We start from the raw sequence: 25,275 nt of genomic DNA on the forward strand, positions 1-25,275 counted from the left end.
TAATCACTAGGCCACCATCTCCAATGGAGTATCAGCCTCTTTCACTTTTTTAGTTTTACCCGCGCGGGAAGGTACATGACACAATCCACACTTATAATGATCATTCAAATCCAATGAATGTGCAACAAAATGCCCACCGCATTCCGAACATTTTGCAAATGTTAGCATTTTCCCTTCAAAAAATCGGACTAAAGTCCATGCTCTAGTCAAAGAAAGTACTGCATCATCGGGAGATACACAACCAACTTGCTCAAGATAAAGCCGATAAGATTTAACAACTGCCTCAATACCAAAAATTTCAGCATGCTCATTCAAATATTTATAAATATTCATAAATAAAGATGAGTGTATATTTGGTTGCCAGGTCGTAAACCAGTCTGTTGAGAATGGAAGCATACCTTTAGGTGGAGAAACACCTTTCAGCTCTTTATAAATCTTCAAAAGCCGTTCGCGAGATAGCGAAGTTTCAGACTCCAACAATTGCAGACGCGCGCCAAGATTAACCAAATCTATCGCCAATTGAATCTCAGATGCCTCATTAAGAACGCTTTTGCCAGCCATATCAACCTCCGATCATTACTCAGTGAATATTTTACAGACAGACTTAGTGAATTTCTTCAACAGTCTGCCCCGCCATTAAAATAGCCGCGTGAGAATGAGCGAGAGAACGCTCTTTGTTATAATTAGTGAGCATGCAAAGTATTGAACTATCCTCAAAACGGAATCGCGCCAACATCATATTGGAGCCGGCAAGTTTAAGAATTTGAGAATTATTCAAACCTTCAATTAAGTCAGCTATTTCCTTACCTATCCCCAGGCGGAAAATGGCGGTTGCCTTATCAGCACGAATCATTTGCTGAGCAAGCATCAAATAACTTAAGTTTGCATCACGTATTTCAGCCATCATGTCGTTCTGTGTCATTTCCCTACCCTCCAATACATATTCAAAGGCGAAATATCTTGCCGTTGAGATACATTGTGCTCGACCACAAAATTAGGGTGTATAGGAAAAAATAGGTATTTACAACAGGAATAAACAGAACTAGCCCGTAAGACAAAATCTTACAAGCTACTTTTTGAAGATGTATGCAGAAATTTTTACTTTTATTTTAAGCAACAAACAAAAATACTTAAAAACTAAAACCTATAAAAATCAAATGGTTAGTGCTTTAAATTGTGTTTCTTATTTTTAATAACGGCAGCGTTTTTTAAAACTTTAGGGCAATCAGAAAATATTTTTTAAAAATCTTCTTCTGACTTATTAACGGTAGTGGCGGGAAAAACTTTAGTTATTCTTTGAAATTTTTTTAAAAATTTTCCGCTTTTGTGTAATGTCGCAACAGATTGTGTTGATTTGAGACGAGAAACGTCTCAGGAAAGATGTAAAAAAATACAAAAAAAGAAATCTGAGATCAACGATTACTTGCTCTATTTTAATTTTATACAGACTGATTACGCCACAAGCAGTTCTGCTTTAACTGCTTATCCAAACCGGACAAAAGTGCCTCGTGTTCACTTAACTCTTCAGCTGACGCCACTTTAAGAATCACTTCATCAATAGGCGTATCGATAAACACGACCTTCTCAACGACTGGCTGCTCTTCATCAGGCAAATCGATGGCAAAACTATCCTGACCCCTAGACATCGCCAAAAAGACGTCTGCCAGTAACTCCGCATCAAGCAAAGCTCCATGTAACTTTCTGTGAGCGTTAGATATTTCGTAACGATCACATAAAGCATCGAGAGAGTTTCGCTTTCCTGGATGCAACTCTTTAGCCTGAACCAGAGTATCGGTAACAACCTCTACATGGTCAGTGAACAACCCGAGGCCGGCTCTTGTAAATTCTGCGTTCAGAAAAGAAATATCAAAGGGCGCATTGTGAATGACAATTTCAGCCCCCTTTACATACTCACAAAACTCATTGATCACTTCGGAAAACTTTGGTTTGTCGCTGAGAAATTCAGTAGTCAATCCATGTACCGCGAGTGCCCCCTCCTCAGAATCTCGCTCAGGATTAATATATTGATGATAATTATTTCCCGACAACTTCCTGTTTATAAGCTCAACGCAACCGATTTCAATAATTCTGTTCCCGTCTCGGACACTTAAACCGGTCGTTTCAGTGTCTAAAACGATTTGTCTTAATTTCTTTTCCATTACATAGATCCAGTACTAAATTAACCAGCGACCCATTCGAATGAAATTTTGTCGCCATTCCCATATGAGCAAAAACTGGACTGCATACCGACGCCAGCAGCAAACAGGAGGTGATCACCAATTGATACAAAAGGCAGCTTCTGTCGAACCCAAAAGGGAATTTTAAGGGATTGATAGTGGCTTTTCATATCTCGGGTAGGTCTGTTTTCAGCCAACTTAATACGCTCACCTCCCCGACGGAAATGAATTTCAAGGGACTGATTATTTAACCATTCGGAATCAACACCCAAGTCCGACTTCAGGAAGTACAAAGCCCCTCCCATCTCAGGAAACTCTATCGTTCCCTGACCTGCCCATCTGAAAATCACTGACTTATCCGACTGATCCTGCGCATCCCTCCTTGAAGTCGCATATATCCTGCCTTGGTATCTGTGTATTGCCAGATTATCGTGAAAAACCGTAACACGAGCATCATCGCGCGCCTCGAATAATTGCTTGCAAATCTCTGCCAGTCTTGAAGTGGTTGGGACTCTGGAGCGAAGCTTGGTGAACCATAATCGCAATAAATTGTTGACTCTTTCGGAGCTTAACAAACGAATGCTTTGCAGACTCAAACCATCATTATCAGCACAAACACGAAAATCTTGTTCAGCAATGTCCTCCAGTAATATCCGTGTAGATTTCATATGTATTGCAGTTCTCGCCACACGCAAAGAAAATCCCGGTGATATCTCTTCTAGCAAGGGCATCACTTTATGTCTTAACGCATTCCTCAGAAATCGTGCATCATCGTTTGACTCGTCGTGTATATGCAGAACATCATGGCTTTCAACAAAGCGCTCCAAATTTCCCCTGGCTTCCTGCAATAACGGCCGCATTAACGTCAAGGTGCTGACACCGAGCAAATTCTCTGCAGTATTAAAGCGGTCCATGCCAGACAAGCCGGCGACACCAGATCCTCGCAGCATCTGCATTAGAAGAGTTTCCGCCTGATCATCCTGATGATGAGCAGTCAAACAGAAATTAATCTGATGTTCATTACAAATTCGCCCAAGAGCCAGATACCGAGCGCTTCGTGCACTACTCTCTATCCCGTATTTTTTTGTGCCATCTAATGTTACTTTTTCGTAAAAAAAAGTGACATCCTGGCTAAGGCATACTGATCGACAATGTTCGAGCCATGAGTCAGCATTCGGGCTGAGTCCGTGGTGTATGTGAATAGCGAATAAGGGAATGGTGCGGAGGCGACAATACTCAACTGCCAGCTTGAGAAGAGCTGAGGAATCAAGTCCACCACTGTATGCAATCGCAATCCCAGAGACTGACTCAACTCCCAATTCGGAAAAGTAGGAATCCAGTGTTTCATTGAAGCGGTACTGTAAAGCACCGCTGTCACTACGTTGAATCATTCGGAAATTTTTGTTTCCTTAAATTTACCGTAACTCATCAGTTTTTCATGACGAGCACTGAGCAAATCTTTAGTCTTAACACCTTGGAACTGACGCAAGGTATCAGCAAGAGCGCGCTTGACCAGAGAGCACATCTGCTTAGGATCTCTGTGCGCGCCACCGAGCGGCTCGTTAATAATCTTGTCAATTAACCCCATTGCTTTCAGGCGGTGCGCCGTTAACCCCAACGCCTCAGCTGCATCGGATGCCTTATCAGATGTTTTCCATAAAATCGAGGCACATCCTTCAGGTGAAATGACAGAATATGTTGCATATTGCAACATCAATACTGCATCTCCTACTGCGAGTGCCAGAGCACCACCTGAACCACCTTCACCAATAATGGTTGTGATCAGCGGCACCTTCAGCTCAGCCATAACATATAAATTGTGCCCAATGGCTTCCGATTGACCACGCTCCTCAGCATCAATACCCGGCCAGGCGCCTGTCGTGTCAACAAAAGTGAAAACCGGAATATCAAATTTCTCCGCCAGCTTCATCAGGCGCATAGCCTTGCGATATCCCTCGGGTTTCGGCATGCCGAAATTACGCATTGCCCGCTCTTTCGTATCTCGTCCTTTTTGGTGTCCGATCACCATGCAGGACTGACCATTAAAACGAGCTAAACCGCCAACAATTGACTGATCATCTGCAAAGCTGCGGTCACCATGCAATTCATGAAAATCCGTAAATACGTTATTGATGTAATCCATCGTATATGGACGCTGCGGATGACGGGATATCTGCGACACCTGCCAGGGCGTCAGCTTTGCATAGATATCTTTAGTCAGCATCTGACTTTTTTTAGAGAGCCGGTCAATCTCTTCAGAGATATCAACAGCAGAGTCATCCTGCACGAAGCGTAACTCTTCAATTTTAGTTTCGAGTTCAGCTATTGACTGCTCAAAACTCAGGAATGTCGTTTTAGTCATCGTGCCTCCTTAAATCCACACGAGTTGAGAAAATTCTTACTCATTGACAAAGTCAAAATAAAAGCATTGAAATAGATTGCTTACCGTTTTGAAGCCCTCGTGCGCTACAACTTCAAACTGATCAGAACCACAGAATCTAAAATCAGCTAAAGAGACTACCTTGCGAATATATCCGGGCTTCCCCGAAAAAAACGCCAAAAATCTCGCAACGGGGCAGATTAAATATCAAAAACAACTATTCTGTCCAGCATCTGTTATCGCTCAGACCAAATCAACAGAAAACTACTGCCTTCGTCCTTTATCTGTCGACATTTCCCAATTGAGAAAATTTCAGTTTAAAACGGAACGGCTTCATCATAATGACAGTACCCCATCATCAGCTAAAGTGACAATTAACTCACGAATATCTGATGTTTACCTGAGCAAAAGCCCAAGAAGTACACTTATTTGATAAGATGTTGCTTACGTATCGCTTTAGTATAACATTGCCGCTCTTATGTTCAGTCAAACTCAGATAAATCCAAGCCAGAACGCTATGCGCCAAATTTTAAAAAGTATTTTCGTCATCTCGAACTTATCATTCGCATTATTCTCTCCCGCTTCTTTCGCTGATGATGCAGCTGATGTTGGAAAATTGCTTCGCTCTGGCCAAATATCTGAAGCCCTCCAGAAAGTAGATAGTGCACTGGCAGTACGTCCGAAAGATGCTCAAATGCGCTTTTTAAAAGGACTGATTCTCACAGAGCAAAACAAAAGTACCGAGGCGATTGCTATTTTTACCAAGTTAACTGACGACTATCCTGAATTACCTGAACCTTATAATAATCTGGCCGTTTTATATGCCGCGTCGGGACAATATGACAAAGCGAGAGCATCACTGGAAATGGCTATCAGAACGAATCCTACATATGGTACTGCGCATGAAAATTTAGGTGATGTTTATGCCAAGTTAGCCAGTCAGGCATATGATAAGGCACTGCAGCTAGACTCAGGAAATGCCACGGCGAAATTAAAACTGACATTGGTTCGCAACCTCGTTGGCAATACTACAGGCGGAACGAATCCGAAAGCGAACCCAGCACCGGCAACGCAAATTGCGCAGGCACCATCTGCAAAAGCACCTGTAGCTGCTGCGGCAGCAAAACAGGCAACACCAGTAAAAGCAGAAGCAGAACCTGTTAAAGCAGAATCCGCAAGCAAATCAAAAGCATCCCAGCTGCAGGACAAGGATGAGGATGAGGATGATGTGTTGAAAGCGATTGAGAATTGGGCTAAAGCCTGGAGCAACAAAGATACGAATGCGTATCTGGCACACTATGCCAAAGACTTTCAAACCCCTAAAGGCGAATCACGAAAAGCATGGGCTGAAGAAAGACGCGAAAGAATCGAAGGGAAAGGCCGTATCAGCGTAAAAATCGAGAACGCCAAAGTTAGCATTGACGGCAACACTGCAACAGTAAAGTTCCGCCAGATATATACCTCTGACCGTCTGACCGCGAATAGCCGTAAAACCATCAATATGACGAAACAAGACAGCAAATGGCAAATCAAGCAGGAGCGCGCGGGTAGCTGATGTTTTTCGACGTCAACAGGATTGCTTCGATCGATCATGTAATCGCGAAGCGGGTTTTTTGCGCCCTTTTTATCTGCTGTTTCTTCATCTGCATCAGCTCACCTGATGCAGATGCAAAGGCACGACCGCAAAAAGTACAGTACGATCAGATTCCAAGTTCGGTCAACCCTGACCAGCTCTTAATTGAAGTATATAAAAGTCTTGCAGAAAACAAACTTCAGAATGCTCAGGCGAAAATTGATGAATTAATTAAAGCCTATCCCCATTTTCAGTTAGCACATCTGATCAGGGGAGATTTGTTACTCATGCATACCCGTCCGGTAACCAGTTTTGGCTCGGGGGCAAATATTCAGGGTGAAAAATTAAAAGAACTGCGGGATGAAGCGGCAGCAAGAATCCGTTCGTATCGCGAACGCCCTGCTCCGGACTTACTCCCCAGACCTGTGATTCAGCTTCGCGATGATCAAAAGCAAGTGATACTCGTGGATGCGAAAAAGTCTCGCTTATATCTTTACGAAAACGTCGCAGGACAACTCAGGTTCGTCAGCGACCATTACATCAGTCAGGGTAAATTCGGCACCAACAAGTTTAAAGAAGGAGATCAAAAAACTCCTCTTGGTGTTTATTACATTACCAGTCGCTTATCAGGCAATAAGCTGCCCGACTTTTACGGCCCGGGAGCACTTCCACTGAACTATCCAAACGAATGGGATAAAATTAACGGTCGCAGCGGTTCTGGTATCTGGCTGCATGGAATGCCATCCAGCAGCTTCAGCAGACCACCGTTAGCGTCGGATGGCTGCGTTGTACTGACCAACCCGGATTTTCTGAAAATTGCAGCATCTGTTGACATTGGCAAAACGCCGGTCATCATCAGTGAGCACATTGAATTCGTGAACCACGCAAAATGGATGATGGATAAGCAGTTTGCGACAAAATTACTGGAGGATTGGCGCCTTGACCTTGAAAGCCAAAATGCAAACCGTATTTTTGCAAATTACTCTAGAAATTTCAGAGCAAGTCTGGGAGAAGATTTAAACTCTTGGTTTTCCAAACAAAGACAATCCTGGGACAACTGGATTACTCCCGTAGTTAAACTGAAGGACGTCACCTATTTTCTTTATCCAGGTAAGGATGAAATGATCGTCACTACCTTTACGCTAGAAGTCTCCTCAGGAAAAGCCAAAGTCAATACCAGGAAAAGGCAATACTGGAGAAAAGAAGCCGCCAAATGGCGAATTGTTTATGAAGCAAATGTATAATCAGGCGAAAAAATGACATCCGTACACAAAAAAATTTCAGGTTTTATTTTTGCTGGCGCAACTTTATTCAGTTCCCAATTGTTAATGGCTGAAGAGTTACCCAAAGTTTCCTTAAAAACCAGTATGGGAGAAATTGTACTGGAACTGTACCCCGATGCAGCTCCCAACACAGTCGATAATTTTCTTAAATACGTTAAAGCAGGTCACTACAAAGGAACGATTTTCCATCGCGTCATCAATGACTTCATGATTCAGGGTGGCGGGTACGATAAAAATATGAAGGAAAAGCAGACACGCAAACCGATTCCATTAGAAGCACGTCGCGCCCTGGATAAGGGGCTGAAAAATGAGATCGGCACTATCGCGATGGCGAGAACGGAAGACCCTAATTCGGCAACGGCACAATTTTTCATAAATGTAAAAAATAACGAATTCCTGAATCATCAGATATTGCCTGACGGCGATCCTGTGGAATTTAACTATCGGGGCAATATGGTGAAAGCACCGAGAAACAAAGCTTTGCTGGCGACAGCTGGCTACACACCGTTCGGCAAAGTAATCAAAGGTATGGACGTCGTCGATAAAATCAAAACAGTGGAAACAGGCGATGCAAACATGATGCAAAATGTGCCTAAGCAAAACATCGTCATCGAATCCGCAAGCATTATTAAATAATTTTTTTACTTATTACTAAGGAATATCATGGCCGTCATTCTGACCACTAATTTAGGTACCATCAAAATCGAACTGGACGCAGAAAAAGCACCGAAAACCGTCGCTAACTTCATTGCGTATGTTGAATCCGGTCACTATGCTGGCACCATTTTCCATCGCGTCATCGATGGATTCATGATTCAAGGTGGCGGCTTTGAGCCAGGCATGAAGCAAAAAGAAACGATGGCTCCAATTGAAAATGAAGCAAATAACGGCCTCAAAAATCAACGTTACTCTATCGCGATGGCACGTACTGGCGCCCCTCATTCTGCATCCGCCCAATTTTTTATTAATACCGCTAACAATAGCTTTCTGGATTATCCGGGCCAGGATGGCTGGGGCTATTGCGTTTTCGGCATGGTGACTGAAGGCACTGACGTCGTTGATAAAATCAAAAGCGTTAAAACTTCTCGTTCAGGTATGTTCCAGGATGTGCCGGTTGAAGATGTGATCATCGAAAAAGCAGAAATCGTCTAAGAAAAAAAACGCAGCATAGTGAACTTTCAACCATCACTGAAAACAGCGCAATCAGAAATGCTTGCGCTGTTTGTTTCCGACATCCATCTCTCCCCCGCGCTGCCCGAAACTACCAATATATTTCAGGCATTCCTGCAGCAGACAGCAACGCGAGCCAAACAACTCTATATTCTTGGTGATTTGTTTGAATACTGGGTGGGTGACGACGACATTACGGATGACTACAATCAGAAAATTGTCTCTGCATTAAAAACTGTGGCGGAATCAGGAGTTGAATTATTCTGGATAGCCGGAAACCGGGATTTTTTAGTTGGTGAATTTTTTGCGGAAATGACAGGAATCAGACTTCTTCCCGACCCAAGCGTAGTCAGTATCGGGGGACGCAATATTGTCATTTGTCATGGTGATGCTCAGTGCACAGATGATACCGATTACATAAAATTCCGGACGGTAGTCCGCAATCCGGAATGGCAGAAACAATTTCTGAGTAAGCCGCTTTCTGAACGCAAGTTGATTGTGCAGAGTATGCGCATGAACAGCAAGAGTGAGCAAGCGAAAAAAGACAGCAACATTATGGACGTCAATCCTGATGCGATCGCCAAGTTATTTGATACTTCAGCTTGTAACACCATGATTCATGGTCATACACACCGCCCCGCGCTACACACAGAAACAGGCCGATATCGCTATGTGCTGCCGGACTGGGATGCTGACACGGATAAACACAAATGCAGAGGTGGCTGGCTCAGTATCTTTGCCGACGGAAAAATCCTCCTGTCCGATCTGAACGGTCAGGAAATATAAAGTATCGCCATTTACTGAGTACTAAATTATTCAGTGACCAGGTGTCCGGCAGAAATTTTCAGTGTTCTGCCGCACCGTGCAGCAATCGACAAATCATGTGTGACCAGTACCAGCGTTGAATGTCGCTCACGGTTTAACGTGAACATCAATTGAATAATCGCCTCCCCCGTCTGAGCGTCAAGACTACCGGTCGGCTCATCTGCAAATAAAAGCGGGGGCTCAGTCACAAAAGCACGCGCCAGCGCAACACGCTGTTGCTCTCCGCCAGACAAGAATTTGGGATAATGGCGCAAGCGTGCAGCAAGACCGACTCTTTCCAACATCGCTTCTGCTTTTTCTCTGGCTTGCTTATCGCCACGCAACTCTAACGGCAGCATCACGTTCTCAAGCGCAGTCAGATGCGCCAGCAACTGAAAAGACTGAAAAACAAAACCCAGCTTTTCCTTACGGAACTTGGCGCGTTCATCCTCGCTTAAGGAAAACAGGTTAACGCCTTCCAACAACACCTCACCTGAACTCGGCACATCCAATCCGGCGATAATACCGAGCAATGTGGACTTACCGGAACCGGAAGCACCAACTATCGCAAGCGTCTCGCCCGCATGCGCGGTAAAATCAATGCCGTTCAGTATCGTTAAATTCCCGGTCGCATCATTGACCTGCTTAACAATATTTTTAACTTCAATTGCTACTTTTGCTGATTCTTTAGGATGTGTCATGCTGTCTTTTCGATCTGTGTACCAATTTTTATCTGAACTGTTAAAAATAGTGTTCGTTATCAGTTTGGGAATGACAACTGCAAATGCTCATTCTGCATCAAAAACCATACTCGTGCTCGGCGATAGTCTGTCGGCAGAATATGGTCTTGTAAGAGGAGAAGGTTGGGTCAGTCTATTAGAAAAGCAACTGACTGCAAAGAATATACATGCGCAGGTGATCAATGCGAGCATCAGCGGGGAAACCACTGTCGGTGGTAAAACACGGCTCCCGTCTTTGATGGAAAAATATCATCCGGATATTCTGATTATCGAGCTTGGTGGTAATGATGCCTTGCGCGGTTTATCATTAAAAGCATCCGAAGATAACTTTCGCGCAATGATTTCAACAGCGAAAAAAGATAAGGCACGTATCATCCTTACCGGCATGCAGATACCACCTAATTACGGAAAAGAATACGCGCAGAAATTTTTCTCTTTGTACGCCAAATTGGCTGCCGAACAGAAAATCGTACTGGTACCTTTTCTGTTAGAAGGCGTTGCCGACTCCAACGACTATTTTCAAGCAGACAGAATTCATCCTGTCGCGAAAGCACATCCCGTTATTCTCAATAATGTCTGGCAACATCTTTACCCTTTACTCAGAAAATAATTTATGAAATATCCTGAGGTCTGTTTTTTTGACGACATTGTCTCGGACTTAGATCAGTTTGATTGCATTATTGATGTACGCAGTCCATCTGAGTTTGCTGAAGACCATATTCCCGGTGCCATTAATTGTCCGGTTCTGAATGATGAGGAAAGAGTCCGCGTCGGCACCATGTACAAACAAATCGGTGCATTTGAAGCAAAGCGCCTCGGTGCAGCCCTGGTAGCCATCAACATAGGAAACCACCTGAATCATCTGTTTCAGGATAAGCCAAAAGAGTGGCGCCCACTGATTTACTGCTGGCGCGGTGGTAATCGCAGCGGTTCAATGGCGCATATTTTTTCCAAAATCGGCTGGCCGGCGGCACAACTGCACGGTGGCTACAAAGCTTACCGGCAACATGTGAATCAACACATCCCACTGCTCGCGCAAGGAATTAAATGGAGAGTGTTATGCGGACCAACCGGCAGCGCTAAAAGCCGCTTGCTGGCGGCACTGACCAATGTCGGACAACAAGTGCTGGATCTTGAGAAATATGCTTGTCACAGAGGATCGGTACTGGGAGATATTCCGGATGAAAGGCAACCATCGCAAAAACATTTTGAAAGCCGGATCTGGGAAAATTTACGCAAAATCGATAAAACTCAGTACGTCTATGTTGAAGCGGAGAGCAAGAAAGTCGGCAATCTGCGTGTACCTGATTCTATTATGGAGGGAATCAGAGGCGCGGCTTGCGTCTCTTTGAAACTTGATATCCAGAAGCGGGTAAATTTACTGGTCGAAGACTATGCACACTTCGTTGACAATCCTGACCATCTGGGAAAGCAGTTAGATTTTTTAACTTCTTTGCACGGCAAAGAGAAAATCACGCAATGGAAAACCCTGGCATCCCAGCACGATATTCAGACCCTGGTAAGGAAATTACTGGAGGAACACTATGATCCGGCGTATCACAAATCTATCAACAAAAATTTTTCTCAGTTTCTGACAGCCCAGGAAATCGCACTGCATGAAATTGATGAGCAGAGTATGCAGGAGGCGATTAAACACATCATCGCCGAACAGGAAACCGATCAGCCCTCCACATCATCGAGGATGCGCTGACCTTCCTGATCCAGTTCATCAAACTGATGATGATTCACCGCCCACCAGAATAACGCGCCGATAGCAAACACAACCAGAAGGCTCACAGGTATCAGCAAATACAATATATCCATAATTAATTTAAAGTCTCAGTCATCACAAATTCCGGCTGCGGTAAAAGATACAAACGCAAGGCATTTAACACAACCAACAGCGAGCTCAGTGACATTCCTAATGCCGCATGCCAAGGTTCCAGCCAGCCAATAATAGCAGCTGGAATGGCAATCAGATTGTAAAGAATCGCCCACGCCAGATTCTCGCGGATTAAAAGAAATGCCTTGTTCGCCACGACAAACCCGAAAGAAAGATCATTCAAGCGATTTGACATGAGTAACAAATCGCTTCTGGTTTGCGAAATCGGTGCTCCCTGCCCCATCGCAACAGCCACGTCTGCAATAGCCAGTACCGGGCCATCATTCATCCCGTCACCAACCATGACGACCCTCGCCCCCGTTGACTGAAGCTGCTGTACCACATCAAACTTATCCCGCGGACTCAATCCGGCACGAGCCTCCGTGATCCCGCATTGCTGTGCAACCGCCATCACCACGTCAAGTCTGTCGCCTGACAACAGCACTATTTTCTTTCCGGCAGCCTTGAGTTTTTCTATCGCTTCAACAGCGTCGTCACGCAATACGTCCGCCATCGCAAATAACAGTATCACTCCATCCTCGTCCGCCAGCATTGACAGGGTTTTGTTCGCAGTATCAGCAGGAGCAATAAAATCCTGATGCGTAATTGCAGTCACAAAATCTGCACTTCCAAGGCGATACAGCCTGCCGTTAATCACTGCCTCAACGCCACCGCCCGCTATTTCTTGTAAATTCGAGGAATTCATTACTGAGGATTGAGTATGTTGCGCCGCCAAACTGTCTGCAATCGCCTTGGCGGCGGGGTGTGCAGAACCCGAAGCTAAAATAAACGCAATTGTCTGGGCATCAGCATCATCTCTCAGCACCATCGTGTCCGATACACGCAGCTTACCGACAGTGAGCGTGCCGGTTTTATCGAAAACAAAATGTGTCGCCTCCGCCATCGCCTGTATCGCTTTACCATTTCTGATCAGGACACCATTTTTTGCCAGCAGGCCGATCGCAGCGGACATAACGCCAGGTGTCGCCAACGATAAGGCACAAGGACAAGTCACCACAATCACGCTGATCGCGATCCACAGTGCCCGCGAAGGATCAATATAAAACCATCCCAGCGCCGTTAACGCTGCGATGATCAGAATAATGGTTAAAAACCGGCTGGCGTGTTTATCTGCCAATAAAACAATCGGCGGTTTTTCCGTTGCCGCATTCTCCATCAGGCTGATCAGCGTCGATAACTGCGTATCACTGCCTACCTTTGCAGCCTGCATTGTTAAAGTGCCGGTCAGATTGATTGCACCAGCAATTAACGGATCACCGACCGTTTTCACAACCGGATGAGACTCGCCCGTCATCAAAGCCTCATCACATTCACTACGACCTTCCAATACTATGCCGTCAGCCGGGACTTGCTCTCCGGGAGCAACCAGCAGATAGTCACCAACCAGCAACTCAGAGGCGCTAACAGTCTGCGTCTGTCTGTTATGCGGGTAACCTGCCATTCTTTGCGCTGCCACCTCTGTTAGCTGTGTAAGGACACGTAAAGCCGCCGTGGTCTTCTTCTGCACCAGACTCTCAATCAGCCTGGCACCAAGCAACAAAAATACAAACATAATGGCCGAGTCATAATAAACAGCTCCGCCTTCAAAAGTCGCCCAGACACTTGCGAAAAACGTCAATAAAATTCCTAACGACACGGGCACATCCATCCCGATATGCCGGTTGCGGATATCGCGCCAGGCCGACTTAAAAAATGGCATCGAAGAAAAGCCTATCACTGGCACCGCGATCAGCATGCTCGCAATTTTCAGTAATTTATCCAGATCAGGAGTCAGATCACCATCCGTTTGCGGAACCGGAACTAGGTATGCCGGAAACGCATACATCATGATCTGCATCATCGCAAAGCCAGCAACGAATAAACGCCAGATTGCTAATTTATTTTCTTTCTTTTCCGCTTCATCGGTATCGTAACTGACGGGCAAGGCACCATAGCCAAGCTGCACAATCGAGGTAATGATATTTTTCAGATTATTTTTGTCGCCCTCCCATGCCAGATCCGCACGATGACTGGCAGCATTAATCTTGAATGAGGTAACGCCGGGAAGCTGACGAACGCGAAACTCGATCAGTTGCATGCATGCAGCGCAGCGCATGCCGGACAAACTGAGTTTTTCATGCTGAAGCTGATTGCTTTCTGTTGACGCAACGGCAACTGCGGGGGATGGATGAACACCAGACATGAATGTAGTTATGTTTCCGTTTGAACGGACTTCGCTTTCAAATATTCCGAAATCATATTGTTCTGCTCGACAGTCCGTAGAATTGCAAGACAACCGTGGCAACAAACCGGCTGATCCTTACCATTGAATTTGACGTAAATAGCTTTGCTCTTACGCATTTTCTCACCGCAATGATAGCAATCGATTTTCTCCGCTCTGTTCTGCGCAGAAGAAAACAGAGCTAACAGGTGACTGAGGGTGATTGCCATAAGAAATTACATATCAAAGCTGTATCTGGATTATCTTACATTAAATGGAACATAAGCGATTGATTTGACGCAACGCAGAGAGGGGCTAAGTCGGGTGTTCAGATCCGGAACAAGAAGGGCTCGCATAAAAAAAGACGGTAGCGTTGCACTACCGTCTTTTATTTTTGAGTCCCAATCGGTGAGGATTCCTAGAAACCTCTGTTCCATGCCTGATGATGGAAATGCTAATTCAAATTGTCATCCTTTTACTTCGCACACAACCGGAAACGCGATGAAATCCGGATCTCAGAGAACAACGAACATGGAAACGAAATATTATCTATATCGACCTCCTGTTTTGAACCAGCTACGCACCCAATATAATTGAAGCGGAAAAGATAGAAAAGAAAATTAAAACTATGTATGCCGTAAGACAGATTTAAAAAACCAACTAAACAAAATAGATCAATTCAGATCAGCGTATTGATAGACTATTGCTCTTTAACAGAGAACTGACCGCACTGCTTCCCACCGAAGCACCAAATTTTTTCAACACACGTTCAGGCAAGCCTTCTTTCTGCGTGTAATCAACGATATCTTCAGCCTTGATCACATCGCGTGCGACTGACTCAACGGTACCGAAGTCATCGGCCAACCCCATTTCTACGGCTTTGCTTCCTATCCAGAATAAGCCGGAAAAAGTTTCCGGTGTTTCTTTCAGGCGATTGCCCCGCCCTTTACGCACCACATCAATAAACTGCGCATGAATTTCATTTAACATCGCCTGAGATAACTCTTTATGTTTTTCCGTCTGCGGTGAGTAAGGATCCATAAAGCCTTTATTTTCTCCCGCCGTCATCAGACGCCGCTCAACACCAAGCTTATTCATCAGCCCCGTGAAACCGAATCCATCCATCAAGACACCGATAGAACCGAGCACACTGGCTTTATTGACATAAATTTTATCGGCGGCTGCAGCGATGTAATAGCCGCCAGAGGCGCAAATTTCATCCACTACCACATACAGCTTTTTGTCTGGATAATGCGATCGCAAGCGGACGATCTCATCGTTGATCATGCCAGCCTGAACCGGACTGCCACCGGGACTGTTAATACGTAATATCACACTCACTGATCCGGCATCTGCAAATGCGCGATTTAATGCAGGAATTACATCTTTCGCACTGGCATTGCCACCGGCATCAATTTCACCATCAATTTCAACCAGGGCGGTGTGATGCCCCAGATTTTCCGTCTGAGCATCTGAAAAACCGGAAAAATAGTAAAAACCGCCAAGAATAAGCAGAAGAAAGGTGAATTTAAAAAATATTCCCCACCGACGACGTAATCGCTGCTCACGCAGCGATTCGAACAGCAACTTCTCTAAAACTGCTCTATCCCACGATGCCGACGCATTTTCTACACTGTCACCGGCCTTTTTTTCAAACAACGGGTCGTTCATCATCTTACCTTTGCATTCTTTCAGGCAATTACCGGCTGAATATAATCATCCGGATGCCAGTAAACTGTTCCATCCGACTCGCTGACCTCAATTTTCCTGAGCCGACTCCCGCGGCAAGGTCCGCCGGAGCAATATCCTGTTTCTGGCTGATAAATTGCGCCGTGCGTTGCACACATAATGAATAAGCCGCTGGATTCAATAAACTCACCCGGATTCCAGTCCAGCTCCACAGGCACATGAGCGCAGCGATTCAGATAAGCATGCACTTCATCGGCGTAGCGAATGACAAAACCAACGGCATCTTCACTGCCTGCTGTCAGCGGAAAACGCACGCCTTTTCCACCGTTGATCAGTTCTTCAGATTTACATATTGCAATAGATTTCATTCAGTACGACTCCACTCAGGCATTTTCCCTGAGCCATTGATGCAACTCTGCTACGGTCTTTGCTGAATACAGAGGATTAAAACCAGACAGTAAATGCGCGTCATGTGCGCCATACTCGACGGCGACGGCGGCGGCGCCAGCATTATTTGCCATTTGTAAATCATGAGTCGTATCACCGACCATCAGTGTGCGCTGCATATCCTGCCCCAACTCTCTGGTCAGTTCTTGCAACATCGCCGGATGCGGTTTGGAAAAAGTTTCATCCGAACAACGCGTGGCATCAAATAAGGACGTTAGTTCGGCGGTATGCAAAGCACGGCTCAGGCCTACACGGCTTTTTCCGGTGGCAACCGCCAAAAAATAGCCTTCCTGCGACAATTCATTGAGCATCTCGCGTACACCATCAAACAATGGCAACTCGTGGTCTTTTGATAAATAGTGATAACGGTAACGCTCCACCATGCGCGGGTAGTATTTCGGGTCAACATCGGGTACCGCGGCTTTCATCGCTTCCAACAGTGATAAACCGATCACATAGGCGGCCGAATGATCGCCAGGTATCGGTAAACCCAGATCTTTTGCTGCCGCCTGAATACATTTGACGATAGTAGCGGTACTGTCCATGAGGGTACCGTCCCAGTCAAACACAATAAAATCAAATTGCTTTTTTGCCATATTAAGAATGAGCTCCCCGCCATTTCAGATGGGGACTGATGTTGCTTGTGAGTACCTCGATCATACCATTAATAAACGTTTAAGTTTTTCCACTAGGCCTCCAGGCTGCGGAGAAAGTGTTCGCACTCTTCCGGAAGCTGAGCATTGACTGTCATCTGTTTGCCGGTCTCGGGGTGCGTGAAAGTAATCTGATGAGCATGCAAGAACATACGCTTGAGGGCGCCGCGTGTTGCCGTTACTTTCTGCAATGCTTTATTTAAAGGAAAATCCCCGTATTTATCATCGCCGGCAATGGCAAACCCACTGGCAGACAAATGCACACGAATCTGGTGCGTACGCCCGGTTTTTAATTCCGCCTCTAACAAAGCAAATTCTTTAAACTTCTTCTTAAGTGTAAAGATCGTGTGGGATGCCATGCCATCCGCCTGCACCCGTACACGTCGCTCACCATCAGCCGTGGTGTATTTATGCAAAGGCAACTTCACATGTTGCCTGGCATTTTTCCAGTCGCCGGAAACCAGTGTGTAATAGCGCTTGTCGGTCAGTCCATCACGCATCTGTTCATGCAAATTTGTTAAGGCAGTACGTTTTTTCGCAATCAGCAGAATCCCGGACGTCTCACGGTCTAGCCGGTGCACCAGCTCAAGAAACTTGGCATCCGGGCGCGAGGCTCGTAATTGCTCAATCACGCCATAACTGACACCTGAACCTCCATGCACCGCAACTCCCGCAGGCTTATCGATGATCAGCAGATAGTTATCCTCAAACAAAATCGGGAACTCAAGTTTAGGCACCACTTGCGTCGCTTGCTCCGCCATGCGTATAGGAGGAACACGGACAACATCTCCCGCCACCAGTCTGTATAACTGATCGATACGTCCTTTATTGACGCGCACTTCACCGGAACGTAACACCCGGTAAACATGACTTTTCGGCACGCCTTTACATATACGCAAAAGAAAATTGTCGATGCGCTGACCTGCCTCTTCCTCAGAGATTGTCAGGAGCTGTACTCTGGGCGCAGAAGCTGAAGGCTCTTGCGGGGGCGTAGTTTGCATCTGTTTTTGATGCCTTCCCCCATTAATTATCGCTAAGTCCTTCATTTTGAATATATAATCATTTTCGCTTCAGCAATTACGCTTTAGCAGTGTAATAGAAATAAACAGCTATTTTACACAGGGGTCAGTCCATCAGCCTCGCCAGTTTGCAAATATGATGGAAAAGATGTGTATGCAGCATCGTTGACGGGTCAAGGTGGCAACCGGCTGTTGCTGTCGGACTTCAGTGAAACGAGGTTGGATCAGAGCGTTTGAATAGTAAGGATAAGTTAGGCAAGAGATGCTGGTTTATGATGAATAAGCATGCTTGCCTATGATGATTCTGGTAGTAAAGGCGATTCCGTCAGACACAACACAATAAGATGGTCTGACACCAAAGTTGCTCATCGCCTGGCGTTGTACTTCGCTATTGCACAAATTTAGCAAGTTCAGACAACGCGGGGGACATGTGCACTCGACTTCGCACCAGCATCAGACGCGCCCGGCGCGAAGCAGAATAAAAATTGAATTTAATTTTCGTCGCAAAGCAGTTTCATGACTGGCAGCGACTTCATTCTGCTGCGCCACAGGCATTTCCCCCTCCTTCAGACTCTCCTTTCTGGCATACATCCCCATATCAGTACAGTCACATGCTCATCGGATGAGTGTGTGACAAAAGATGACCAACAGGTCACGGAGTAAAAACATGAAACGTATGCTGTTCAACGCAACACAGCAAGAAGAACTGCGTGTTGCTATCGTCAATGGGCAAAAACTCATCGACATTGATATCGAGACCGCCGGTCGCGAATTACGCAAGTCCAATATCTACAAGGGTGTTATCACCCGCATCGAACCATCTCTCGAAGCCTGCTTCGTCAACTACGGCGAAGAACGTCACGGTTTCCTTCCATTTAAAGAAGTCGCCCGCTCTTATTTCAAAGAAGGTATCGACGTCCGCAACACCTCCATCAAAGAAGCCCTGCGCGAAGGCCAGGAAATCATGGTGCAGGTGGAAAAAGAAGAACGCGGCAATAAAGGCGCCGCGCTGACTTCGTTCATTTCACTGGCGGGTCGCTATCTGGTGCTGATGCCAAACAACCCACGTGGCGGCGGTGTATCGCGCCGGGTGGAAGGCGAAGACCGTCAGGAATTGCGCGACACGATGGATAAACTGGATCTGCCGACCGGCATGTCCGTAATTGCCCGCACCGCAGGCATAGGCCGTAATGTCGATGAATTGCAATGGGATCTGAACTACCTGATGCAACTCTGGCGTGCAATTGAAGGTGCTGGCAAATCCACACCGGGCGCCTTCCTGATTTACCAGGAATCCTCACTTGTCATTCGTGCAATTCGCGATTACTTCCAGCCCGATATCGGCGAGATCCTGATCGATACCGACGAAATTTACGAACAGGCACAACAGTTTATGAGCCACGTGATGCCCGACATGGTGCATCGCGTGAAACGTTACAGCGACGACGTTCCTCTGTTCTCCCGTTTCCAGATCGAACATCAGATCGAAACTGCGTACAGCCGTACCGTACCATTGCCATCCGGCGGCGCAATCGTGATTGATCACACCGAAGCCCTGGTTTCCGTTGACGTTAACTCCGCACGTTCCACCCGCGGCGGCGATATCGAAACGACGGCTTTCAACACCAATCTGGAGGCCGCAGAAGAAGTGGCCCGTCAGCTGCGTCTGCGTGACTTAGGCGGCCTGATCGTGATCGATTTTATCGACATGGAAAACGCAAAGAATCAGCGCGAAGTCGAACAACGCCTGAAAGATGCGCTGCGCTACGACCGCGCCCGCGTTCAGATGGGTAAAATTTCCCGCTTTGGCCTGATGGAATTATCACGCCAGCGCCTGCGCCCTTCCCTGTCCGAAGGCAGCCATGTGACTTGCCCTCGTTGCAATGGCACTGGTCACATCCGCGATACAGAATCTTCCGCCCTGCAAGTCCTGCGCATCATTCAGGAAGAGGCAATGAAGGAAAATTCAGCTGCAATTCATGTGCAGGTGCCGGTCGATGTGGCCGCATTCCTGCTGAATGAAAAACGTGGCGAAATCCTGAAAATCGAGACCCGTCACCGCGTAACAGTCATTCTGATTCCGAACACGCATCTCGAAACACCGCATTACAAACTGGACCGTCTGAAAACAGATGATCCGCGCCTTGAAGATCATCACGCCAGCTACGCCATGGCAGAGCAGGCTGACACCGATATCGGCTACAGCACACGCCAGAAAGAAGATATCAAGCCACGTCAGGAAGCAGTTGTAAAAAGTATCACACCGGAACAGGCTCCTATCGTTGAGCGCAAAGAAGCAGCGCCAGTAGCCGCAGCAGCGCCGGCACCGGGCTTCTTCAGCAAAGTGATGGGTTTCCTGTTTGGCAAACCGACAGCGCCTGCTGTTGCTGAAGCACCTGCCGTCAGCGAAGAAAAATCGTCCGACCGCGACCGTAACGGCCGTAACTCACGTAATGGCCAGCGCAACCGGAATCGTCGTAACCGCGACGAGCGCGAAGATCGTCCGGCAAACGCGAATGGTCGCAACGACAAGGCTGAAAAAGCGGAAAAATCTGACAGCGACAAACCAGCCTCAGCGCAAGAGTCAGCACGTCCGGCCAAACAGCCTAAGCAGGCGCGCGAGCCACGTGAACCGCGTGAGCCTAAAGAAACTCAGGAAGGTCGCCGCGAACGTCAGCAACGTCAGCGTGAGGAGCGCAAAGATGCACTGACGGCCGATGCTAAAGCAGAAGAAACAATTCAGAAGCATCTCGATCCTGTGCCGGTACAAGTCGTCCCGGACACAGCGCCGGTCAATGGTATTGAGGCCATTGCGGATAACGAGAATACGGAGCAAGGTGAAGAACGTCGTCGTCGCCGCCGTCGTGGTGGCCGCAACCGCAACCGTCGTGATCGCGAACCGGGTGAACTGAATGAGCAAGGCGAAGTGATTGCCGAATCCGGCAGCGAAGCCTTCGTTCCTGTCGCAAGCGAAGCAAGCAGCGACGTCGCACCGCTCACGATCACGGTTCCTGCTGCCACTGAAACAGCAGCACCTGCGGCAGACATTGCAGTTGCGCCTGTAACTCAGGCTACCCAGCCAGTTCAGGAAGTACCTGCAGCCGTTGTCGCTGCAGCAGCGCCTGCTTTCCTGGCGGAAGTCAGCACAGTTACGGCTGAACCCGCACAGGCAGCAGCACCGGTAACAGCGCCAGCGCCGGCGACAGAAGTGAGCAGCGTAACGCTTGCTCCTGCCGCAGTTGATGTCGTCGTGACTTCGGTGGAACCTGCTGAAGTGCAAACAACGTCAGTGCCTGCTCAGGCAGAAGTCGTGGCAGCAGTGAAAGAGGTGACATTCAGCGAAGCAGTGCCCGTGACAGCTGAAACCGCACCAGTCGTGGTTGAGTCTGTACCTGTTGCCGTCGCTGCGCCAGCAGAATCAACCCCGATAACACCAGCTGCGCAGACTGAAGCACCTGCAGCAAGCGTTGCAACAACGGCAGCAGCAGTTGCGGCACCAGCGCAGACACCAGCATCCGTCTCTGTGCAGCCAGCAGCGGCAAGCATGCCAGTTGAAGAGCTGAAGCAAATGCTGAGTGCAGCTGGCCTGGAGCTGGCGGTCACCAATCCTGAGAAGCTGCGTGCCGCACAGGAAAGTGCGAGCCAGATGCCAGCGGCAGTGCGTGTACCGCGCGAACGCAAGCCTTTACCACCGGCTTCGACTGAGCCTCTGGTATTGGTGGAAACCCGCCGTTAATCTGACGCGATAAGCAACCTCGTGCAAAGCTGGCAGACTCAACAAGTTTGCCAGCTTTTTTACTTTTAATGGATACTCCCCCCATTATTTGGAAAAATCAGGCTATCGTCAGCATATTTAAAGGGCTTAAAAATATACTCCCGGGAGTATATTTAATACCTCAATATAGCGCTGCACGCATCGCAGGATCACCTCTGACCGCAACAAGCCAGATTCGTCCTTATCCCAGCCAATATCCTCTCCGACGCCATGCAAACAACGACGCATCCTGATCAGGCTATTTCCCTCAAAACGGCGTTCTGGTACTGGCTGAAATTAGGTTTTATCAGCTTCGGTGGTCCGGCCGGACAAATAGCGATGATGCACGCCGAACTCGTCGATCAGCGGCGCTGGATTTCCGAGCGGCGCTTTTTACACGCACTCAACTACTGCATGCTGCTGCCGGGGCCGGAAGCGACGCAACTGGCGGTATACATCGGCTGGCTGATGCACAGAACCCTCGGTGGACTGATGGCGGGTATCTTGTTTATTTTGCCCAGCCTGTTTATTTTGATTGGTCTGTCGTGGGCGTATATGGTGTTCGGCAAACACCATATCGTTTCCGGCGTGTTGTATGGGGTTAAACCGGCGATCGTCGCGATTGTGCTGGCAGCCGCGTGGCGCATAGGCAGCCGCAGCCTGCGCACGCATTTTCTGAAGGGAATTGCCGCCTGCGCTTTCATTGCCATCACTGTGCTTAAGCTGCCCTTCCCCGCCATCGTTTTACTCGCCGCGGTTGCAGGAGCCTTATTCAGACAACATTGTCAGTTACCACCGTCACACGCAGCAGCAGACAGCGGGCAAAGAACCCATCCGCGCGCGCTGATTGACGATGACACCCCCACACCAGCGCATGCACGTTTTTCACTGCGCCATCTGATACTGGTTGCTGTCGCTGGCCTGCTATTGTGCGCTGGCGGCTGGAGCCTGATTGCTTATGCGACGGGCTGGCACAATCCATTGACCGAGATGGCATGGTTATTCACGAAAACAGCATTGCTGAGTTTCGGCGGTGCCTACGCCGTGCTACCGTATGTTTTTCAGTCAGCGGTCGATCATTTTCAATGGCTGAGCGCGGCGCAAATGATGGATGGTCTGGCATTGGGAGAAACCACGCCGGGACCGCTGATTATGGTGGTGGCCTTTGTCGGTTTCGTCAGTGGCTGGAATCAAATGCCACTGGGCGCAGAAAGCCAATTGCTGGCCGGATTGCTGGGTGCCTGCATCGCTTTTTTCTTCACCTTTCTGCCGTCGTTTATTTTTATTCTGGCCGGTGGCCCACTGGTCGAATCGACGCGTAACCAACTGCGTTTCACCGCGCCGCTGAGTGCGATTTCAGCCGCCGTGGTCGGCGTGATCGTCAGTCTGGCAGTATTTTTTGCGAGCCACGTTTTTTATACGGCACAACAACAATGGGATGTGCCCGCCATCGCCCTAACGCTGCTCGCCTGCATCCTCGTATTTCGCTTCAAACCCGGCACAATAACTTTGCTGGCCATATTTGGCGTGCTTGGGTTGTTGTGTCAAAAATTGATCTGAATCTACCTAATATAAGCGGGGAGAAATCTTATTTTCGTTCTCATGGTATTGTCTCGGCTTACGCAAAAAACAGTCTGAGCTAGCACTTCAATGACGGAAAAATTTATCCCCCTGACCGACCTGAGACAGCAGTTGTCGCAACTGAAAATACCGACCCGCCTCGTCGAGCCTGACGGTTTTCTCAGCGATACGCTGGCGCGGCCATTGCACGATTTACGCATCTCGGTCACAGATCGCTGCAACTTCCGCTGCGTGTATTGCATGCCGAAAGAAGTCTTCGATAAAAATTATCAATATCTGCCGCATACCTCGTTACTGAGCTTTGAAGAAATCACACGTATTGCGCGCATTTTCATTGCGCATGGTGTCAAAAAAATCCGTCTGACCGGGGGCGAGCCCCTGCTCAGAAAAAATATAGAAAAACTGGTGGAGATGCTGGCCAGTCTGCGCACGGTCGATGGCAACCCACCCGATCTGACACTGACGACGAATGGCTCGCTGCTCACAAAAAAAGCACAAAGCCTGAAAGATGCCGGATTAAATCGCGTAACGGTGTCTCTCGACTCGCTCGATGATGTCATTTTCAAACGCATGAATGATGTTGATTTTTCTGTCGCGCAGGTACTCGACGGAATTGACGCTGCACAGGCTGCGGGACTGGGCCCGATCAAAGTCAATATGGTGGTCAAGGCAGGAGTCAACGAGCATGAAGTCGCCGCTATGGCACGCTATTTCAAAGACACGCCGCATATCCTGCGCTTTATCGAATACATGGATGTCGGCGCGTCGAACGGCTGGAAACTCGATGAAGTTATCCCGTCGGCGCAGATCATTCAGACAATTCAGGATGCCGGCATGCCACTGAACGCCATTCCGGCGAACTACGCAGGGGAAACGGCGGAACGCTGGCAACATCAGGGGAGTCAGAGTGAAATCGGCGTCATTTCCAGTGTCAGCCATGCATTCTGCCGTGATTGCAGCCGTGCGCGCTTATCCACGGAGGGCAAGTTATACACCTGCCTGTTTGCGACTCATGGTCATGATTTACGGGCATTGTTGCGCGACCCGGCGAACCATTCTGACCTCGCGATTGCCAATGTGATTGCCAGCATCTGGCAATTAAGACAGGATCGTTATTCTGAACTGCGCAGCCAGCAAACGGAGCGCGATCAGGAGCAGCGCAAGAAAATAGAAATGTCATACATAGGCGGCTGACCGGCAACGGCTTTGTCTGAAATACAGCAGATCCTCTCCGGAGATCAGCCCCACAACCAACACACTCAACACACATCAGATCAAAGATAGACAATATGACTGGCATAGACAAACAACTGATCACCGGCCTGATTCTGGCCGGTGGACGAGGCACCCGTATGGGCCAGGTCGATAAAGGTTTGCAGAATTTTCGTGGCGCGCCGATGGCATTACATGCCTTAATGCGGCTATCACCGCAGGTCGGTGAGATCATCATTAACGCAAATCAGAATCTGGCGGTCTATGAGAGTTTCGGCACCCAGGTCTGGCCCGATCAGATTGAGGGTTACGCCGGCCCTCTGGCAGGAGTGCAGACCGGTCTGGTACATTGCGAAACACCGTATATGCTGACGGTGCCGTGCGACTCACCTTTATTGCCTGCCGATCTGGCAGACCGTTTATCGCTGGGCCTGCTCAGCAATGATGCCGATCTGGCGGTCGCAGTTACCACAGAATATGAAGATGGCATTGCCCGCCGTCAGTCTCATCCGGTATTTTCTCTGATGAAAGCCTCGTTACTGGATGACCTGACCGCTTTTCTGATGCAGGGCGGACGCAAAGTTGACGCATGGTTCCAACATTTGCGTATTGCTGAAGTCGTTTTCGAGGACAATACTGGCTTTCGCAACATTAATACCCTGCAAGAACTACGACAATTCGAGACCTGAT

24 protein-coding genes are annotated in these 25,275 nt (G+C 47.7%); 11 read left to right on the top strand and 13 right to left on the bottom strand.

Translation table 11 applies throughout. From position 1 onward, the window contains the following. Nucleotides 1–6: 6 nt before the first annotated feature. From flhC to ACPAOP_RS12085, 5 genes are all read right to left on the bottom strand, one after another. The gene (flhC, locus tag ACPAOP_RS12065) at nt 7–561 is read right to left on the bottom strand and encodes a flagellar transcriptional regulator FlhC (RefSeq protein ID WP_423681626.1); all 555 of its coding nucleotides are present in this window, start codon (nt 559–561) and stop codon (nt 7–9) included. A 43-nt stretch (nt 562–604) separates the two neighbouring features. Then, entirely contained in the window at nt 605–922 is a 318-nt protein-coding gene (gene flhD / locus ACPAOP_RS12070; RefSeq protein WP_423681625.1) for a flagellar transcriptional regulator FlhD, read from the bottom strand. A gap of 517 nt (nt 923–1,439) precedes the next feature. Next, the gene (gene dnaQ, locus ACPAOP_RS12075) at nt 1,440–2,159 is read right to left on the bottom strand and encodes a DNA polymerase III subunit epsilon (RefSeq protein WP_423708183.1); all 720 of its coding nucleotides are present in this window, start codon (nt 2,157–2,159) and stop codon (nt 1,440–1,442) included. Nucleotides 2,160–2,179: 20 nt separating this feature from the next. Next, on the bottom strand, nt 2,180–3,568 hold the full coding sequence (tilS, locus tag ACPAOP_RS12080) for a tRNA lysidine(34) synthetase TilS (RefSeq protein ID WP_423708184.1): 1,389 nt from the start codon (nt 3,566–3,568) through the stop codon (nt 2,180–2,182). Then, nucleotides 3,565–4,539 carry an acetyl-CoA carboxylase carboxyltransferase subunit alpha gene (locus ACPAOP_RS12085; protein ID WP_423681622.1) on the bottom strand — a complete coding sequence of 325 codons (975 nt, stop codon included), beginning with the start codon at nt 4,537–4,539 and terminating at the stop codon, nt 3,565–3,567. Before ACPAOP_RS12085 ends, tilS begins: the two co-directional genes overlap by 4 nt. 535 nt (nt 4,540–5,074) lie before the next feature. Between ACPAOP_RS12085 and ACPAOP_RS12090 the strand changes: the two genes are divergently transcribed. The 5 genes from ACPAOP_RS12090 to ACPAOP_RS12110 are packed head-to-tail and all read left to right on the top strand — an operon-like array spanning nt 5,075 to nt 9,369. Further along, a complete protein-coding gene (locus tag ACPAOP_RS12090; RefSeq protein ID WP_423708185.1) occupies nt 5,075–6,112 on the top strand; it encodes a L,D-transpeptidase Cds6 family protein in 1,038 nt (345 codons plus the stop codon). Further along, entirely contained in the window at nt 6,112–7,374 is a 1,263-nt protein-coding gene (locus tag ACPAOP_RS12095) for a L,D-transpeptidase family protein (protein ID WP_423708186.1), read from the top strand. Before ACPAOP_RS12090 ends, ACPAOP_RS12095 begins: the two co-directional genes overlap by 1 nt. A 12-nt stretch (nt 7,375–7,386) precedes the next feature. Continuing rightward, nucleotides 7,387–8,049, top strand: a complete 663-nt coding sequence (locus ACPAOP_RS12100; RefSeq protein ID WP_423681619.1) for a peptidylprolyl isomerase — start codon at nt 7,387–7,389, stop codon at nt 8,047–8,049. 27 nt (nt 8,050–8,076) lie between these two features. Next, nucleotides 8,077–8,565 carry a peptidylprolyl isomerase gene (locus tag ACPAOP_RS12105; protein WP_423681618.1) on the top strand — a complete coding sequence of 163 codons (489 nt, stop codon included), beginning with the start codon at nt 8,077–8,079 and terminating at the stop codon, nt 8,563–8,565. Between the two features lie 18 nt (nt 8,566–8,583). Continuing rightward, nucleotides 8,584–9,369, top strand: a complete 786-nt coding sequence (locus tag ACPAOP_RS12110) for a UDP-2,3-diacylglucosamine diphosphatase (RefSeq protein ID WP_423708187.1) — start codon at nt 8,584–8,586, stop codon at nt 9,367–9,369. Between the two features lie 26 nt (nt 9,370–9,395). Here the strand turns inward: ACPAOP_RS12110 and ACPAOP_RS12115 are convergent, their stop codons facing one another. Then, the gene (locus tag ACPAOP_RS12115; RefSeq protein WP_423708188.1) at nt 9,396–10,088 is read right to left on the bottom strand and encodes an ABC transporter ATP-binding protein; all 693 of its coding nucleotides are present in this window, start codon (nt 10,086–10,088) and stop codon (nt 9,396–9,398) included. Nucleotides 10,089–10,158: 70 nt separating this feature from the next. Between ACPAOP_RS12115 and ACPAOP_RS12120 the strand changes: the two genes are divergently transcribed. Continuing rightward, nucleotides 10,159–10,737: an arylesterase gene (locus ACPAOP_RS12120; RefSeq protein WP_423708189.1), complete on the top strand. Its 579-nt coding sequence runs from the start codon at nt 10,159–10,161 to the stop codon at nt 10,735–10,737. 3 nt (nt 10,738–10,740) lie between these two features. Further along, nucleotides 10,741–11,838 carry a tRNA 2-selenouridine(34) synthase MnmH gene (gene mnmH, locus ACPAOP_RS12125; protein ID WP_423708190.1) on the top strand — a complete coding sequence of 366 codons (1,098 nt, stop codon included), beginning with the start codon at nt 10,741–10,743 and terminating at the stop codon, nt 11,836–11,838. Here the strand turns inward: mnmH and ccoS are convergent. The 7 genes from ccoS to ACPAOP_RS12160 form a co-directional block, all read right to left on the bottom strand. Next, nucleotides 11,808–11,951 (bottom strand): cbb3-type cytochrome oxidase assembly protein CcoS, encoded by a 144-nt coding sequence (ccoS, locus tag ACPAOP_RS12130; protein WP_423681609.1) that lies wholly within the window; start codon nt 11,949–11,951, stop codon nt 11,808–11,810. The two genes, mnmH and ccoS, sit on opposite strands and share 31 nt — an antisense overlap. A gap of 2 nt (nt 11,952–11,953) precedes the next feature. Then, nucleotides 11,954–14,212, bottom strand: coding sequence for a heavy metal translocating P-type ATPase (locus ACPAOP_RS12135; protein WP_423708191.1), 2,259 nt, complete (start codon nt 14,210–14,212; stop codon nt 11,954–11,956). An 8-nt stretch (nt 14,213–14,220) separates the two neighbouring features. Next, a complete protein-coding gene (locus ACPAOP_RS12140; RefSeq protein ID WP_423708192.1) occupies nt 14,221–14,460 on the bottom strand; it encodes a heavy metal translocating P-type ATPase metal-binding domain-containing protein in 240 nt (79 codons plus the stop codon). A 454-nt stretch (nt 14,461–14,914) separates the two neighbouring features. After that, nucleotides 14,915–15,901: a S49 family peptidase gene (locus ACPAOP_RS12145; protein ID WP_423708193.1), complete on the bottom strand. Its 987-nt coding sequence runs from the start codon at nt 15,899–15,901 to the stop codon at nt 14,915–14,917. A 20-nt stretch (nt 15,902–15,921) separates the two neighbouring features. Beyond that, entirely contained in the window at nt 15,922–16,287 is a 366-nt protein-coding gene (locus ACPAOP_RS12150; protein ID WP_423681601.1) for a Rieske (2Fe-2S) protein, read from the bottom strand. Nucleotides 16,288–16,302: 15 nt separating this feature from the next. Continuing rightward, nucleotides 16,303–16,962, bottom strand: a complete 660-nt coding sequence (locus tag ACPAOP_RS12155; protein WP_423681599.1) for an HAD-IIIA family hydrolase — start codon at nt 16,960–16,962, stop codon at nt 16,303–16,305. A gap of 92 nt (nt 16,963–17,054) precedes the next feature. Continuing rightward, nucleotides 17,055–18,020 (bottom strand): RluA family pseudouridine synthase, encoded by a 966-nt coding sequence (locus ACPAOP_RS12160; RefSeq protein ID WP_423708194.1) that lies wholly within the window; start codon nt 18,018–18,020, stop codon nt 17,055–17,057. A gap of 685 nt (nt 18,021–18,705) precedes the next feature. Here ACPAOP_RS12160 and ACPAOP_RS12165 point away from each other — a divergent pair. The 4 genes from ACPAOP_RS12165 to mobA all read left to right on the top strand — a co-directional run bounded on the left by ACPAOP_RS12165 (nt 18,706) and on the right by mobA (nt 25,274). Further along, the gene (locus ACPAOP_RS12165) at nt 18,706–21,774 is read left to right on the top strand and encodes an Rne/Rng family ribonuclease (RefSeq protein WP_423708195.1); all 3,069 of its coding nucleotides are present in this window, start codon (nt 18,706–18,708) and stop codon (nt 21,772–21,774) included. A 249-nt stretch (nt 21,775–22,023) separates the two neighbouring features. After that, nucleotides 22,024–23,352 (top strand): chromate efflux transporter, encoded by a 1,329-nt coding sequence (chrA, locus tag ACPAOP_RS12170; RefSeq protein ID WP_423708196.1) that lies wholly within the window; start codon nt 22,024–22,026, stop codon nt 23,350–23,352. Between the two features lie 90 nt (nt 23,353–23,442). After that, nucleotides 23,443–24,567, top strand: a complete 1,125-nt coding sequence (gene moaA / locus ACPAOP_RS12175) for a GTP 3',8-cyclase MoaA (protein WP_423708197.1) — start codon at nt 23,443–23,445, stop codon at nt 24,565–24,567. A gap of 95 nt (nt 24,568–24,662) precedes the next feature. After that, nucleotides 24,663–25,274: a molybdenum cofactor guanylyltransferase MobA gene (gene mobA / locus ACPAOP_RS12180; protein WP_423708198.1), complete on the top strand. Its 612-nt coding sequence runs from the start codon at nt 24,663–24,665 to the stop codon at nt 25,272–25,274. The last annotated feature ends 1 nt before the right edge of the window (nt 25,275 follow it).

This window comes from Undibacterium sp. WLX3042 (genome assembly GCF_049544825.1).
GTDB lineage: Bacteria > Pseudomonadota > Gammaproteobacteria > Burkholderiales > Burkholderiaceae_D > Undibacterium.